Origin of the sequence: Blastococcus sp. VKM Ac-2987 (genome assembly GCF_026967805.1) — a bacterium.
Classification (GTDB): Bacteria; Actinomycetota; Actinomycetes; order Mycobacteriales; family Geodermatophilaceae; genus Blastococcus.
In genome coordinates, this window is the sequence record NZ_JAPVBG010000001.1 from 314,841 (window position 1) to 329,534 (window position 14,694).

The 14,694-nt window shown below is 74.9% G+C and carries 14 protein-coding genes and 1 riboswitch; of the genes, 2 read left to right on the forward strand and 12 right to left on the reverse strand.

Annotation, left to right across the window (positions count from 1 at the left end):
- Positions 1-124: 124 nt before the first annotated feature.
- From O2W17_RS01485 to O2W17_RS01525, 9 genes are all read right to left on the reverse strand, one after another.
- Complete coding sequence (locus tag O2W17_RS01485; RefSeq protein ID WP_269190621.1) at positions 125-1,024, reverse strand: type II secretion system F family protein; 900 nt, start codon at positions 1,022-1,024, stop codon at positions 125-127.
- The gene (locus tag O2W17_RS01490; RefSeq protein ID WP_269190622.1) at positions 1,024-1,965 is read right to left on the reverse strand and encodes a type II secretion system F family protein; all 942 of its coding nucleotides are present in this window, start codon (positions 1,963-1,965) and stop codon (positions 1,024-1,026) included. Before O2W17_RS01490 ends, O2W17_RS01485 begins: the two co-directional genes overlap by 1 nt.
- Complete coding sequence (locus O2W17_RS01495; RefSeq protein WP_269190623.1) at positions 1,962-3,467, reverse strand: CpaF family protein; 1,506 nt, start codon at positions 3,465-3,467, stop codon at positions 1,962-1,964. Before O2W17_RS01495 ends, O2W17_RS01490 begins: the two co-directional genes overlap by 4 nt.
- A complete protein-coding gene (locus O2W17_RS01500; protein ID WP_269190624.1) occupies positions 3,464-4,657 on the reverse strand; it encodes an AAA family ATPase in 1,194 nt (397 codons plus the stop codon). Before O2W17_RS01500 ends, O2W17_RS01495 begins: the two co-directional genes overlap by 4 nt.
- Entirely contained in the window at positions 4,654-5,400 is a 747-nt protein-coding gene (gene cpaB, locus O2W17_RS01505; RefSeq protein WP_269190625.1) for a Flp pilus assembly protein CpaB, read from the reverse strand. Before cpaB ends, O2W17_RS01500 begins: the two co-directional genes overlap by 4 nt.
- Positions 5,401-5,412: 12 nt before the next feature.
- Positions 5,413-6,384 (reverse strand): pilus assembly protein TadG-related protein, encoded by a 972-nt coding sequence (locus O2W17_RS01510; RefSeq protein ID WP_269190626.1) that lies wholly within the window; start codon positions 6,382-6,384, stop codon positions 5,413-5,415.
- Positions 6,372-6,782: a TadE/TadG family type IV pilus assembly protein gene (locus O2W17_RS01515; RefSeq protein WP_269190627.1), complete on the reverse strand. Its 411-nt coding sequence runs from the start codon at positions 6,780-6,782 to the stop codon at positions 6,372-6,374. The genes O2W17_RS01510 and O2W17_RS01515 overlap by 13 nt, the downstream gene beginning before the upstream one ends.
- A 94-nt stretch (positions 6,783-6,876) precedes the next feature.
- The gene (locus O2W17_RS01520; RefSeq protein ID WP_269190628.1) at positions 6,877-7,098 is read right to left on the reverse strand and encodes a Flp family type IVb pilin; all 222 of its coding nucleotides are present in this window, start codon (positions 7,096-7,098) and stop codon (positions 6,877-6,879) included.
- 188 nt (positions 7,099-7,286) lie between these two features.
- On the reverse strand, positions 7,287-7,937 hold the full coding sequence (locus tag O2W17_RS01525) for a prepilin peptidase (protein ID WP_269190629.1): 651 nt from the start codon (positions 7,935-7,937) through the stop codon (positions 7,287-7,289).
- A 172-nt stretch (positions 7,938-8,109) separates the two neighbouring features.
- Here O2W17_RS01525 and O2W17_RS01530 point away from each other — a divergent pair, with 172 nt between their 5' ends.
- The gene (locus tag O2W17_RS01530; RefSeq protein ID WP_269190630.1) at positions 8,110-9,390 is read left to right on the forward strand and encodes an APC family permease; all 1,281 of its coding nucleotides are present in this window, start codon (positions 8,110-8,112) and stop codon (positions 9,388-9,390) included.
- Between the two features lie 27 nt (positions 9,391-9,417).
- Positions 9,418-10,122, forward strand: coding sequence for a class I SAM-dependent methyltransferase (locus O2W17_RS01535; protein WP_269190631.1), 705 nt, complete (start codon positions 9,418-9,420; stop codon positions 10,120-10,122).
- A gap of 133 nt (positions 10,123-10,255) precedes the next feature.
- Here O2W17_RS01535 and O2W17_RS01540 read toward each other — a convergent pair whose 3' ends face one another.
- From O2W17_RS01540 to O2W17_RS01550, 3 genes are all read right to left on the reverse strand, one after another.
- Positions 10,256-11,884 carry a CYTH and CHAD domain-containing protein gene (locus O2W17_RS01540; protein WP_269190632.1) on the reverse strand — a complete coding sequence of 543 codons (1,629 nt, stop codon included), beginning with the start codon at positions 11,882-11,884 and terminating at the stop codon, positions 10,256-10,258.
- A 93-nt stretch (positions 11,885-11,977) separates the two neighbouring features.
- Positions 11,978-13,261 carry a hypothetical protein gene (locus O2W17_RS01545; protein WP_269190633.1) on the reverse strand — a complete coding sequence of 428 codons (1,284 nt, stop codon included), beginning with the start codon at positions 13,259-13,261 and terminating at the stop codon, positions 11,978-11,980.
- Positions 13,262-13,462: 201 nt separating this feature from the next.
- Complete coding sequence (locus O2W17_RS01550; protein ID WP_269190634.1) at positions 13,463-14,377, reverse strand: LysM peptidoglycan-binding domain-containing protein; 915 nt, start codon at positions 14,375-14,377, stop codon at positions 13,463-13,465.
- A 4-nt stretch (positions 14,378-14,381) separates the two neighbouring features.
- Positions 14,382-14,527, reverse strand: a riboswitch (cyclic di-AMP (ydaO/yuaA leader).
- Positions 14,528-14,694: the final 167 nt, after the last annotated feature.

Genomic DNA, 14,694 nt, shown 5'->3' on the forward strand with positions numbered 1-14,694 from the left:
CTCGGGCCGGCCGGTGCAGGCATAGGAAGCTTTGCCTACGGATCAGCAGGTCAATCCGTAGGCAAAGCCTCCTATGCCTGGGGTGCGCGGGAGGAGGTCGGCCGCGCCTGGGACGCCGATGTGCTCAGCCGCTGAAGGCCTCGGCGATGTCCATGACCGCAGGACCGAGCAGGACGATGAACAGCGTCGGCAGGATGCAGAGGATCAGCGGGAAGATCACCTTGACGGGGATCTGCATGGCCTTCTCCTCCGCCCGCTGACGGCGCTTGAGCCGCATCTCCTGTGCCTGGGTGCGCAGCACGTCGGCGATCGAGACGCCGTACTGGTCCGCCTGCACGACCGCCCGGATGAAGCGGCGGAGGTCGGTGACGCCGGTCCGCTCGGCGAGCGCCAGGTAGGCGTCGCGGCGCGGCTGGCCGACGGCGATGTCCTGCAGCGTGCGCACGAGCTCCTCGGCGAGCGGGCCCTTGCCGTTGCTCCCGGCCCGCGCCATGGCCGACTCGAAGCCGAGCCCGGCCTCCACCGCGATGGTCATCTGGTCCAGGGTGTCGGCGAGCTCGAGGGCGATGGCCTCCTGCCGCTCCTGCCCGCGGCTGTGGAGCAGCAGCTCCGGGAGGAAGTAGGCGACGACGGTCGCCACCACCGCGACCAGCACGGTGAGCACGCCGGGCCGGGACGTGGCCAGGAGCAGCCCGAGCACCCCGGCGACCGTTCCCAGCACGAGCTTGGCCGCCACCAGCCTGGGCACCGGCCACTCCGCCGGACGGCCGGCGGTGCCGGCGAGGCGGTTGAGCCGGGCGACCGTGCCCCGGGGGGTCAGGCCGCGGGCCATGCGGGTGAGCAGGCCCGGTCCGGAGCTCACCGCCGCGGCGGCCCCGTCGGTCGGCGTGAGCCCGCGCACCAGGTTGTCGCGCGCCTGGACCGCCGCGGCGGAGGGTCGGGCGAGCAGCGACCAGCCGAGCACCGGGACGGCGGCGCAGACCGCGACCGCGGCCAGCAGGACGGAGAGGGGCACGGTGCTCATCAGAACCTGATCGCCACGGTCTTCTTGAGCCACAGGCCCCCGGCCACCAGCATCACGGCCGCCGCACCGAGCATCCCGTAGCCGACGAGGCTCTCGGTGAACTTCGCGAGGTAGCCGGGGTTGCTCACCGAGATGAACCCCGTGACGCCGAAGGGCAGCGCCATCAGCACGACGGCGGAGAGCTTGCCCTCGGCGGAGAGCGCCTTGACCTGCCGGCGGATGGCGTTGCGCTCGCGGATCGTGTTGCCGACGGCGTCGAGCACCTCGGCGAGGTTGCCCCCGACCTCGCGGTGGATGGCGATGGCCTGGGCGACCCAGGTGAAGTCGTCGCTGCCCATCCGCGCGGCCACCTCGTCGAGGGCGTCGCTGAGGTCGCGGCCGACGCGGGTCTCGTTGATGATCCGCGCGAACTCCTCGGAGGTCGGCGCCTCGGCCTCGCGGGACACCGAGTCGACCGCCCGCAGCAGGCTGTGCCCGGCGCGGAGGCTGCTTGCCATCAGCTGCAGCGAGTCGTCGAGCTGGTCGGCGAACGCGGCCTGCCGGCGCCCCGCGCGGAAGCCCAGCAGCAGCTTGGCGCCGAGCGGGACCCCCACGAGCGCCGGCACCGCGAGCAGCGGACCACCGACGAGCGCGCCGGTGAGCGCGGCGACCACCGTGGTCAGCCCGACGGCGAGGACGAAGTTCGGCAGCGTCGTCGACATGCCGGCCCGTTCCAGGGCGGCGGCGCCGGCGGCCAGCCGGCCCCGCTTGAGCAGCACCTTCTCCACCGCGGCCCCCGCGGCCGCCCCGGCACCGGCCAGCGCGGAGGACGGCGGCGCCACGGAGGGGTCCAGCCGGGAGAGCGCGACCCGCGGCGGCCCGGCCGGGAGGACGGCGAGGGCGAGGACCAGCAGGGCCGCGGCGATCGCCCCGACGCCGACGACGAGGAGGACCGGGGTCATCGTTCCCACCTCGGCGCGCCGGCCGGCTCGGCGGCCCCGAACACCCGCGGCGAGAGGCTGATGCCCAACTCGTCGAACCGGTCGGTGAACCGCGGGCGCACCCCGGTGGGCACCGGCTTGCCGAGGAAGCGGCCGGAGGCGTCGACGCCGGCGGAGTAGTCGAAGAGGAACGCGTCCTGGAGGGTCACCGTCTCCCCCTCCATGCCCTGCACCTCGGTGACGTGCGTGACCCGGCGGGTGCCGTCGCGCAGCCGGGTGAGCTGCACGACGACGTCGACGGCGGAGGCGATCTGCTCGCGGATGGCCCGCAGCGGCAGGTCCATGCCGGCCATGAGCACCAGGGTCTCCAGGCGGGCGACGGCGTCGCGCGGGGAGTTGGCGTGCACGGTGGACAGCGACCCGTCGTGGCCGGTGTTCATCGCCTGGAGCATGTCCAGCGACTCCCCACCACGGCACTCCCCCACGACGATGCGGTCGGGGCGCATGCGGAGCGAGTTGCGCACCAGGTCGCGGATGGTGATGGCGCCCTTGCCCTCGATGTTCGGGGGCCGGGACTCCAGCCGCACCACGTGCTCCTGCTGCAGCTGCAGCTCGACGGCGTCCTCGATGGTGACGATCCGCTCGCCGTCCGGGATGAAGGAGGACAGCACGTTGAGCAGCGTCGTCTTACCGGTGCCGGTACCGCCGGAGACGATGATGTTCAGCCGGGCGTCGACGCAGGCCTGCAGCAGCTCGGCCATCTCCGGCGACAGCGTGCCGAAACCGATCAGGTCGTCGACCCGGAACGGGTCCTTGGCGAACTTCCGGATGGTGAGCGTGGAGCCGCTGAAGGCCAGCGGCGGGATGACCGCGTTGACGCGCGACCCGTCGGCCAGCCGCGCGTCCACCAGCGGCGAGGACTCGTCGATCCGGCGTCCCACGCGGGAGACGATGCGGTCGATCACCCGGCGCAGGTGCTCCTCGGAGGTGAACCGGGTCGCGGTGCGCTGCAGCTTGCCGCTGCGCTCGACGTAGATCGAGTCCGGTCCGTTCACCATGATCTCGCTGACCGCGTCGTCGTCGAGCAGCCGCTGCAGGGGGCCGTAGCCGAGCACGTCGTCGGCCAGTTCGGCGGTGAGCCGCTGCCGCTCCTCGGCGCTGAGCGGGACGTTCTCCTCCTCGACGACCTCGTCGAGCTCCTTGAGGACGACGGCGCGCAGCGCGTCCTCGGCCATGGACGGGTCGTTCATCCGGCTGCCCATGCGCTCGAACAGTGCCTTGCCGACGCGGTCCTTGAGCCGCGCCAGGGCGTCGGTCGGCGGCGCCGGGGACGGCGACACGGCCGCGCGGGGAGCCACGGCCGCGCGGGGAGCCACGGCGGCGCGGGGGGCCACGACCGGTCGCGCGACGGGGGCCGGCACCGCGGTGGCGGGCCGGTCGACGGCGGGCGCGGGAGCGGGCGGGGCCGGGGTGGCCCCCGCCGGCCCGCCGCGTGCGGCCTGGAGCCGCTGGGCGAGGTTCACGCCTCCGCCCGGTGCTTGGCCCGGTAGCGGCTGGCCTTCGTGAGCGGGGTGGCGGAGAAGCGGGACACCAGCCGGCGCAGCTCCTGCACCATCGGCTCGCGGCGGCTCCCGCTCTGCAGGATGGGGACGCCCTGGTTCGTGGTGGCCGGTACCGCCTTCGAGCGCGGCAGGACGACGTCCACGCCGGTGCCGATGGCGGTCTCGACGTCGCGGACGGTCAGGCCGCCCTTGGGGTCGGCGAAGTTCATGACCACGTGCCGGCCGGCCGGGATCATGCACAGCTCGCGGAGCACGTCGAGCTCCTTGCGCAGCCCGCGGACCCCGGGCACGTCCATGCTCGTGAGCATCACGACGTCGCTGGCCCGGTCGAGCGCCGCCAGCGCCTGCTCCGACAGCCCGGGGGCGGTGTCGACGACGACGTAGCGGAACTCGCGGGCCAGGGAGGCCAGCAGCCGGCTGACGTCCTCACCGGTGATGGTGTCGCCGGCGGCCGGCGACTCGGACCCGCAGACGGCGTACAGCCCGCTGGGGTGCTGGGTCAGGAACGTCTTGAGGACCATGGTGTCCTCGCTGGCCGGGCCGTGGACGGCGTCGGGCAGCGTGTACTCCGGCGTGAGGCCGAGCGCCGAGGCGACGTCGCCGAACTGCACGTCCAGGTCGACGAGCACCGTGGACTGGGGGGCCGCGGCGGTGAGCCCGATCGCCAGGTTGGTCGAGACGGTGGTCTTGCCGACCCCGCCCTTCGGGGAGGCGATGGTGATGACCCGGCCGGCGTAGCGGTCGGTCTCGCTGGCCGGCCTCAGCACCCGGCGCCGGCCCGCGGCGGCGTGCCCGGCCCGCTCGACGGCGGCGGCGATCTCCGCCACGTCGGCGTCGGGCGGCAGCAGGTCGCGGATGCCGGCCCGCATCGCCGCCTGCAGCATCTCCGGGGACGGTTCGGCCATCAGGACGACGGTGATCCCCGGGGACTGCACGTCCAGCCGGCCGGCGAGGGTCAGCACCTCCGGGGCCGGCGCGTACGGGCCCACGAGCAGCACGTCGGGCAGCTCGTCGTCGACCAGCTGCTCGAACAGGCGGGCCGGGTCGCTGGGCAGCCGGCCCGGCGGCAGCACGTGCACGTCGCCGTCGGTGGCCTGCTTGACCCGCAGGATCAGGTCCTCCCCCGCTCCGGCCAGGACGACGCGGCTCATGAGTAGGCCTTTCCGTAGATGGTGTCCGGCGTGAGCACCTGGGTGCGGGAGACGTCGGGGTCCTGCGGCTCCAGCGAGAGCCAGATGCGGGCGTGCTCCGCCGCGAAGACCACGGCCTCGGCCTGCGCGGCCGTCACCCCGAAGGTGACCATGAGGCTGCCCGAGGGGACGGGCGTGGAGGTGGCCGCCACGGTCCCGTCGGCAGGGGCGGCGGGCGGGGCGGGGGCGCCCTGGACCTGGGTGACCAGGACCTCGTGCAGGACGGCGTGGGTGTTCGCACCGGTGTCGCCGTCCAGGGAGACGAAGATGCCCACCGTGTCACCGGCGGCCAGCCGGCCGCCCACGGCCCGCTGGGGCTCGAGGACGACGCTGACCTCCTGCATGCCCTCGGGCACCGGCACCGTGCCGGGGGCCTGCAGCTCGTCGGGGCGCACGAACCGGCTGCCGAGCAGCTGCTCCCCGGGCTCCAGGTCGACCGTGGTGACGCGGTCGGCCAGTGCGGCGAGGTCGGTGACCCGGCCCGGCAGCGCCGCCTTGGCGGGGAGCACCTCGGTGCTCACCAGCTCGGCCAGCGCGCTGCCGGGAGTGCCGGCGGGGATGACGGCATCGGCCACCAGCACCTCGACGGTCTGCACGCCCGCGAAGGCACGGCTCTCCGCGCCGCGCACGTAGGCCAGGAGGACCACGGTGCCGGCCGCGACGAGCAGGAGGGCCGCCGCAGCGGCCAGGAGTCGACGTCTCACGAGTGGGCGCCCCTATCGGATCAGTCGGAGGATCGAGGCCCCGAGCTGCGGGGCGTCCGGGCTGTAGTTCCAGGCGTCGGAGAGCTCGACGAACCGGGTGTAGTAGCCGGTGACGCACCGGTCGCTGGAGTTCGTGCCCGGCCCGCACACCTTGTGGCCGCTCTTGATCGAGCCGTTCACCGCGTAGCCGGTCAGCGTGAAGGCGGCGTAGCCGTAGACCCGGTACCAGCCGTGGCTCCCGCCGGCCCCGTACTCGTCGAACAGCGGCAGCAGGACCGTCCGGCCGAGCCACCCGGTGAGGTCGGCCTCGGTGCAGCCGGCCGGCAGGGAGACGCCCGTGTCGGAGAGGAGCCGCTGGCCGATCTTGGAGGTGGCGTGGCACCTGCCCTCGTCGGGCACGACCCAGCCGAATCCACCGGGCACGAAGTTCCCCGAGGGCCCGGTGCAGCCGCCCACGTCGTCGGACTTGCTGAACATGATCGTCTGCAGCGTCTCCGTCGACGGCAGGCCGCCGCCGGTCTGCGCCTTGAACGAGCACCAGGAGAAGGTCAGCGGCAGCACCGCGGTGCCCTGGCTCGGGCCGCCCCAGCCGACGGTGGCGGTGGCGGAGACCAGGGTGGAGTCGTGCCCGATGACCGGCGCGAACCAGTGCTCCTTGGCGACGCCGCCGGTGACGGTGACGCTCAGCGGGTCGCTGCTGAGGACCGGCTGGCCGGCCGTGCCCTCGGGGTCGTTGGCCGTGATCAGCGCCTGGGCGGTCGCCAGCATGTCCCCGCAGTTGCCGCGGGAGCAGTCCTGCGCGACCGCGATGGCGGCGGCGTCCGCGGCGACCTGCAGCCGGGCGCGCTCGGCGTAGAGGGCGCCGATGTCGACGGCGATGGCCGTGAAGCCGAGGAGCGGGACCAGCAGGAGCGAGAGCACGACGGCGCTGGCGCCGCGCTCGCCGGCCAGCCGGCGCCGGACGCGGGAGATCAGCCGTTGCATCGCATGACCCCCGTTCCGGTGAGTTCGATCCCCGCGCCGAAGAAGTCGGTGAGGAAGGGCATCGGGTAGGTGATGGTGAGGCGGACGGCGGTGTCGCCGGCGCCGGTGAGGGGGCAGGTCCCGGCCGCGCCCCCGACGATCGCGATGTGGATCTGGTCGTCGGTGATCGCCGGGTCCAGCGAGGCCGCGGCGGTCCGGACGACGTCCCGGGCCTCGGCCGGGTCGTTGCGCAGCGCCATCGCCCGCACCCCTTCGCGGGCCGCGGCCGAGAGCGTGCCCTGCACCTGGAAGGCGTGGCCGAACTCGGCGATGCCGAGCACCAGCGTGAGCAGCAGCGGCACGATGAAGGCGAACTCCACCGCACTGGCGCCGCGCTCGCCGCGCAGTCGTCCCCGCATCCGATCCACCGCCTCTCTCGTGCAGCGGCGCAGCGGCCCCCGGGACGAGGGCCGCTGCGCCGGAACCGCTACGTGGTCGCGCAGCAGCGAGTGCTCAGGGGGTGGCGGCGGGAGCGGCCGGCAGCTCGTCGCTGACGCTGTCGAACAGGGCATCCAGCTGCTCACCGAGCAGCGTGACCGCCGCGATGATGACGACGGCGATCAGGCCGACCATGAGGCCGTACTCGACGGCGGTCGCGCCCTTCTCCTCGTTCTTGAGGCGGTCCTGGGCGACGGCGACGAGGCTGGCCAGGGTGGCGTAGGCGTTGATCAGCATGCGGTGCTCCCTCGGTTCTTGGCCGTCGGGTTCCGGATCGGGGTGATCCGGCCTCGCGGCGTTGTGAGGGTTGTCGTGCAGGACACACCGGGGCTTGAGCGCCGTTCACCCGATCTGGGGACATCGTTCCGCCCGCCGGGGGACGCTGCCGGGCTCCTGCTGACGCACCGTGACCGGCCGAGCGGCGATCAGCCGGGGAGCGTCCCGCTCCAGCCCACCGCGATCGCGGCGCCGAGCAGCATGGCCGGGCCGAAGGGCAGCTCCGCCTTGCGGCCGATCCGCCGGGTGGCGAGCAGCAGCAGCGCCAGCGCCGCCTGGACGACGAAGCCGGCGACCGCGCCGAGCAGCAGCACGTCCCAGCCGAGCCAGCCCAGCGGCAGACCCAGGAGACCGGCGAGCTTCACGTCGCCCATGCCCAGCCCGCCCGGGGAGATCAGCGCCAGGACCAGGTAGCCGGCGAACAGCACGACGGCGCCCAGAGCCGCCCGGGTCAGCTCCTCCCGCGAGCCGCCGACGGCCGCCGCGACCGTGAGCAGGGCGGCGGTGGCCACGACCGCCGGGGCGATCACCCGGTTCGGCAGCAGCCGGTGCCGGAGGTCGACGGCGGCGAGCAGCACCCCCACCCCGGTGACGACGAGGAAGGCCGGCAGCGCCCACACCACGCCCAGGCGCAGCACCACGAGCGCGAACAGCGCCGCCGTCGCCAGCTCGAGCAGCGGCGGCCGGACCGCCGGACCGGAGCCGGACCCGTCCCAGGGGAACGCGCCGGCCGCGCGGTTCACCGCCGAACCGACGACCAGCCCCACGACCGCCGCGACGGCGACGACGAGCCCGGTCACCGGGCGGACGACCGGGGACGCGCGCTCACGGGGGCACCTTCGCACGGCGACCACCGCCGGCCGCGGGACCGCCCGACCACCGGCGCGCCAGGCTCCCGCGCACCCGCGGCAGGTGTGGTTCGGTGCTCCCGACGACCGATCGGGCGAGCAGCGCCGGCCGAGGAGGACCACGATGACCAGCGAGCCGGGGCTCGCCCGCCGGCTGGGCACCACCGACGCCGTCGTCATCGGCCTGGGGTCGATGCTCGGAGCCGGGATCTTCGCCGCCGTCACCCCCGCGGCCCGCGCCGCCGGCACCGGGCTGCTGATCGGCCTGGCCCTGGCCGCGGCGGTGGCCTACTGCAACGCGACCTCGTCGGCGCAGCTGGCCGCGCAGTACCCGGCGTCCGGGGGCAGCTACCTCTACGGGCGGGAGCGGCTGGGCCCCTGGTGGGGGTTCCTGGCCGGCTGGGCGTTCGTCGTGGGCAAGACCGCCAGCTGCGCCGCCATGGCGCTGACCTTCGCCGCCTACGCCGTCCCGCAGCCCTGGGAGCGCCCGGTGGCGGTCGCCGCCGTCGTCGCGCTCGTGGCGGTGAACTACCGGGGCATCACCCGCACGGCGCACCTCACCCGCCTGCTCCTGGCCGTCGTCCTCACCGCGCTCGCTGTGGCGGTGCTCGCGAGCCTCTCGGCGGGGACCGCCGATCCCGGCCGGCTCACCGGCTGGACCGACGGTCCGCAGGGTTGGTACGGCGTCCTCCAGTCGGCCGGGCTGCTCTTCTTCGCCTTCGCCGGCTACGCCCGCATCGCCACCATGGGCGAGGAGGTGCGCGACCCGGCTCGCACCATCCCCCGCGCCATCCCCGTGGCGCTGGGCATCGCCGTCGCCCTCTACGCCGTCGTCGCCGTCACGCTGCTGCTCGTCCTCGGGCCCACCGGGATCGCCGGCACGGCGACCCCGCTCGCCGACGCCGTCGCGGCCGGGGGCTGGGACTGGGCGTCACCCCTCGTCCGGATCGGGGCCGCCGCCGCCGCGCTCGGGGCGCTGCTGGGCCTGGTCGCCGGCGTGGGCCGCACGGCCCTGGCGATGGGGCGGACCGGCGACCTCCCGCGCCCGCTCGCCGCGGTCCATCCCCGGTTCCGGGTGCCGCACCGCGCGGAGCTCGCGGTGGGAGCGGTGGTCTGCGCGCTCGTGCTCACCGTCGACCTGCGGGCGGTCATCGGGTTCTCGTCGTTCGGCGTGCTGCTGTACTACGTCGTCGCCAACCTGGCGGCCTTCACCCAGCCGGCCGAGCACCGGCGCTGGCCGCGGGCGCTCCAGGTGGCCGGGGCCGCCGGGTGCCTGGTGCTGGCGGCCACCCTGCCGTGGCCGTCGGTGGCGGCCGGTGCGGCGACCCTGGCCGTCGGCGTCGCCCTCCGCGCGCTCCGGCTCCGCCGGCACGCGCGCCGCGGGCCGGCCGACCGCCGCGCGTAGCGATCGCCGGTGGCCCAGAATGCCGGGGTGACCGCCGACGAACGCATCTCCACCCGCACCGCCGCCACCGGGTCGTACCAGGGGCACGGCGTGCACGCCGCTCCGGGCGTGCACGAATACGCGGTCGAGCTCGCCCGGCAGGCTCTGCCCGACGGTGGCCGGATCCTCGAGGTGGGTGCCGGGTGCGGCGCGCTGGCCTGCCGGCTCCGGGACGCCGGGTTCGTCGTCGTGCCCACCGACCTGGACCCGCCGCACGACTGGATCCACCGCCTCGACCTCGACGACCCGGAGTGGACCGAGGAGACCCGCGGCCCGTTCGACCTGGTGATGTGCGTCGAGACGCTGGAGCACGTGGAGAACCCGCGGCAGGTGCTGCGGTCGATCCGCTCGCTGCTCCGGCCGGGCGACCGGATCGTCGTCAGCACCCCGAACATCACCCATCCGCACTCGCGGCTGAAGATGTTCCTCCGGGGCGCGCCGTTCATCTTCGGGCCCGGGCACTACCACCAGCCCGGCCACATCTCGATCCTCCCCGACTGGATGCTCGCCGAGCACGTCCGTCTGGCCGGGTTCACCGACATCACGGTGACGACCGGCGGCAGCACCTGGTTCACGGGCCCGCGGCGCCTGGTCCACCGGGTCGAGATGGCGCTGCTGTGGGCGATCGGCGTGCGGCTCCGGGCCGACTCGGGCGAGGGCATCTGCACCTTCGTCACCGCCGTCGCCGCCTGACCGCCGGGAGCAGGCGGGGCCAGTCGGAACCTGCACGACCCGCTCGGGTGCAGGTGATCTCGTGAGACGGCGCGCTGGCCTCCGACGACGCGCCTGCGCGGAGCGATGACCGGGCGACCGGCGAGGTCCTCCGTCAGCGCGTCCAGCGGTGCAGCGACTTGCGCCCCGCGGCCTTCCAGGCGTCGTCGAAGCGGTGCTGGGACTGCTCGGACCGGACCTCCTCCAGCCCGTGGAGCCGGCCGTAGAGGAACGCCGCCTCGGTGGAGGTCGCGGCGAGCCCGCGCGTGCGCAGCCGCTCGCGGATCAGCACGGAGTCCTGGTGCTCCCCCAGCGCCTCCTGCACCGCCTCCATGGCCTCGGCGAACGCCGTGGCGTCCGCCCCGAAGGCCCGGGACACCGACTCCCCGGCGTAGCGGGCGGCCTTGGCGGTCTTGCGCGCGTCGTGCAGCAGCTCCTCCCGCTCCTCCCCGGCCGGGCGGGCGTCGGCGTCCTCCACCAGCCGGCGGACGATGGTGTAGCTCCGGCCCACCAGCCGCGGCAGCACCGTGCCCGCGCGTTCGGTGGCACGCGCGGTGAACGGCGGCGTCTCCACCAGGTCGTCGAGGCTCGCCAGCAGCCGGTGGTAGCGCTCGCCGTCGAGCTCGGCCAGCACCCGGTCGTGCGCCTCGCGGTAGGCCCGGTCGAGCTCCTCGACGACGTCCGCCGAGGTCTGGGCGCCGGCCTCCTCGTCGCCGCCCACGGTGCCGGCGACGCGGTCACGCATCACCTCCGCGTCGCGGGCCGCGCCGAGCTCCGCGGCCAGCCACTTGAGCTCGCCGCGCAGGGGGCGGGCGACCTCGGCGTCGAACAGCGGCTTGAACGTGGTGAGGGCGCTGCGCAGCCGGCGGGTGGCGACGCGCATCTTGTGGACGCTGTCGGCGGCGTCGAGCCGGACCGGCAGGTCCTGGTTGCGGATCTGCTCCACCTGCTCGCGGATGTGCGCGAGCACGACGGCGCCGGCGTATGACTTGGCCGTCAGCTTGCCGGACCGCTTCCCGCTCTTCCCCGCCGCACCCTTGCGCCCCTTCCCCTTCCCCTTCCCCTTGCCCTTGCCCGGCGTGCCCGAGCCCCCTCCTGCGCCCGCCAGCACGTGGGCGAGCTTGGAGGAGCTGCCGGCCGACGCCAGTCCGCGCTCCCGCAGGCGCGCGTCGACCGCGTCCAGCAGCTCGGCCGCGCCCCCGGTCAGCTCGACCTCGATCTCGCGCCAGGACGTCTGCTCCCCGGCACCGTCGCCGTCGGCCGCCGTCAGGATCCGGCGCGCCGTGACCCGGTCGTCGGCCACCTCGGCGAGGACCTGACCCGTGGCGTCGACCAGCCGGCGCACGGTCCGGTCGGTGGAGATCTCCGCGACCGCCTGGAGCACCGCTCCCCGGGTGTGCGCACGGACCATCCGCCGCAAGGTCTGCGGCACGGTGCGCCAGGCACGGCCCAGGGGCAACCGGACCTCGGAGCGGGCGCTCCCACCGGCCGGGACCTTGAGGTGCCAGCCGGCGTCGTCCCCGCCCGTCCGCCGGCGCAGCGTCAGCCCGGCGGCCGCCAGCCGGAGGTCGGCGGTGTCGAAGTAGGTGGCGTCGAGCTGCTGCTGCACGGGGTCGCCCTCGACCACCGGGCCGCCGCTGTCGACGGCCACGGCGCCGTCCAGGACGAGATCGGTCAGCGGCGGGAGCTCGAAGGCGTCGTCCGCGGAGTACTTCTTCTCGACCTCGAGGTGAACAGCAGGCATACAGGAGGTGTACCGCACAAAGATGAACGGCAACCCGACCAGCCCGGTGGGCGGTGCCGCGGCCAGGGGGCGCCGCGCCCCCTGGCCGGTCGCTCAGCGCCTGGCCAGCTGGAACACCGAGATGGTGCCGTCGTCCTCGTTGCTGGTGAGGAGCAGGTGCCCACGCGTGACGGCGAGCAGCCCCTCGGGGGCCACGCCGGTGGGCAGCACCTGCAGCAGCTCCGGGGCACTCTCGTCGGCGAGGTCGTAGACCAGCACCGCGTCTCCTCGCTCGGAACCGATGAAGGCGTAGGTGGTGCCGTACAGCGCGGCTACCTCCGCGCCCTCGAACTCCGCCCCCTTGTCGTCGCTGCGCCCGTCGGGGTACCGGCCGGCGGCGGCGAGGGCCTGCTCGGCGGCCGCACCGGACGCGGCGACGACGTCCCCCTCCGGGGAGAAGACCGTCCAGCCACGCCCACCGCTGGGCTCCGCGGCCAGGTCGCCCTCGTCGGCGGTGAGCAGGTTGCCCTCCGGCGTCCACTGGATCGCGTCGGGCTCGCGGGGCGCCTCGAACTGGTCGTCGAACGCGATCGTGCCGTCGTCGGAGGTGTCGGCATCGGCGCGCGTCACCGTCCCGGCCGAGAAGGACCCCACGACGGTCCGGGTCCGGAGGTCGACCAGGGCGACGGCGTTGTTCTCCTGCAGCGTCACCGCCGCGACGCCCCTGCGGTCGATGTCGACGTACTCCGGCTCGGGGTCCTCCGGGTGGAGCGCCCCGTCGAGCCCGGTCAGCTCCACCCGGTCGACCGTCCACCGCTCCGGCGCGCCCTTCAGGTCGACGACGGCCAGGAAACCGGCGGGCGCCTGCGGCAGGCCGCCCTCCACGCCGCCGACCTCGACGTCCTCGTCGCGCTGGTTCTCGATCGCCACGGCCGCCACCGCCCCGTGGGGGGCGAGGGCGATCGAGTCGGGCTGCCCGCCCAGGTCGATGGTCCGGACGACCGCGTGGGTGCGCAGGTCGATGACGGCCAGCTCCCCCGACGGCGCGTCGAACGAGGTGCTGGTGTCCACGACGGCGAGGGCGTGGCGCCCGTCCCTGGTGACGGTCACCGACGTGGGCTCCCCGTCCACCGGCACGCTGCCGATCGCCCGGGGCGCCGCGGGCCTGGTCAGGTCCACCAGCCCGACCTCGCCGGTGGCCGAGTCGGTGTAGAGGAGCGTCCGGCCGTCGGGGGTCACCGCGAGGATCTCGGCGACCTCCCCGCTCACCTCGAAAGTGGCCAGCTCGGCGAAGGCCGGCGCGGGCGCCGGCTCCGCACCGGCCGGGGCGACGGTTGCGGCGAGGACCAGGGCGGCCGCGGGGAACGTGCAGCTGAGCAGCCGGGCGCGGGATGGCACAGGAGGGCTCCAGGGGTAGCGGGACAGGTGGTCCCGACCCTGGTCAGCGAAGGCGACGCCGCGGCAGCCGCCGGGCCAACCGCAGGTGACCGGCGCGCGACCAGCTGGGCGGCCCGTGCGACGACGAGCGCCCCCTGCCCGGACCCGGGCAGGGGGCGCTCGTCATCGGTGGTGGGGCCCGCCGGTGGCCCCGTCGGCCGGTTACCCGGCGACGAAGGCCACGTGCGGGTGGTCCATGTGGTTGGCCGTGGGCGATCCACGGTCCTCCATGGCCTGCCACGCCCAACCGGTCCACGCACCGGCGATGCGCTGCTCCCAGATCACGTAGTCCACGCCGAGCCGTGCCGCGTTGTCGATCGCGTACTGGGCGACGGCGTCGCCCGCGGCCGAGTCGTCGTACACCATGAAGTCCGCCGCGCGACCCTGGGTGGGGCTGTGGCCGGGGCGGGTGAGCACCGTGCCGATCGCGAACTGCTGGGCGATCTCCTGGACGGCTGGGCGGACATGGGGGTCCCAGGCGGCGTAGGCCTCGGACGTCGCAGCGGGCGCCGGGGCCGGGGCGGGCGCCGGGGCCGGGGCCGGGGCCGGGGCGGCCCGGTCCGACCGGCTGGCGCGCTCGGGCACCGCTCCCCCGCCGCTCACGGCGAGGACCTGACCCACGCGCAGCACGTTGGCGTTCGGGCCGATGACGGCGAGGTTCAGGGCGTGCAGGTCCTGCCAGGTGGTGCCGTGGCGAGCCGCGATCCCGGCCAGCGTGTCCCCGGCGACCACGACGTAGGTACCCGCCGTGCTGGGTGCCGCTGCCGGTGCCGCCGGTGCGGCGCCACCGATGGTGAGCACCTGCCCGACGCGCAGCAGGTTCGGGTCGGCGCCGATCGTGGCGAGGTTGGCCTCGTAGACGTCGCGCCACGAGACGCCGTGGGCGGTCGCGAGCTTGCCGAGGGTGTCGCCGGACTGGACGGTGTGCTCGCCGGTGTGCGCCGCCGCGGGGCCGATGGCCCCCAGGGTGACGGCCGACGCTGCCGCGAGGACCACGGCCGGGTAGGCCACGGCCGTCATGGCGCGGTTGCGGGTGGGACGACGGTGTCGACCCACGGTGCGGTGGCTGGTGCGCATGGAGATATGAGCCTCTCGCCGCCTGCGGAGTTAGCTGTCGGGTTCGGGCGAGAGCTGCCCGGCCGCATGCGCGGCTTCACCCCGAGGTCCCGGAGGGCCACTGAACGGTGGGTCCCCCGCGCCTGCCCGTCGTGTCGACGCGTCCGGTTGGCCGTGGGCAGGTTCGGCGGGCGGCCATCCGGGCCCGCCGATCAGCGGACGAGGGGAACGGTAAACAGCCCGGCGGTGACCCAGGAGATCGTTCCCGACCTTTTCTCGGATCCTCCGCGTCGCCGCACGCGGAGTCACGAGCCATGCGCGCAGCGCCGCGTTTCACC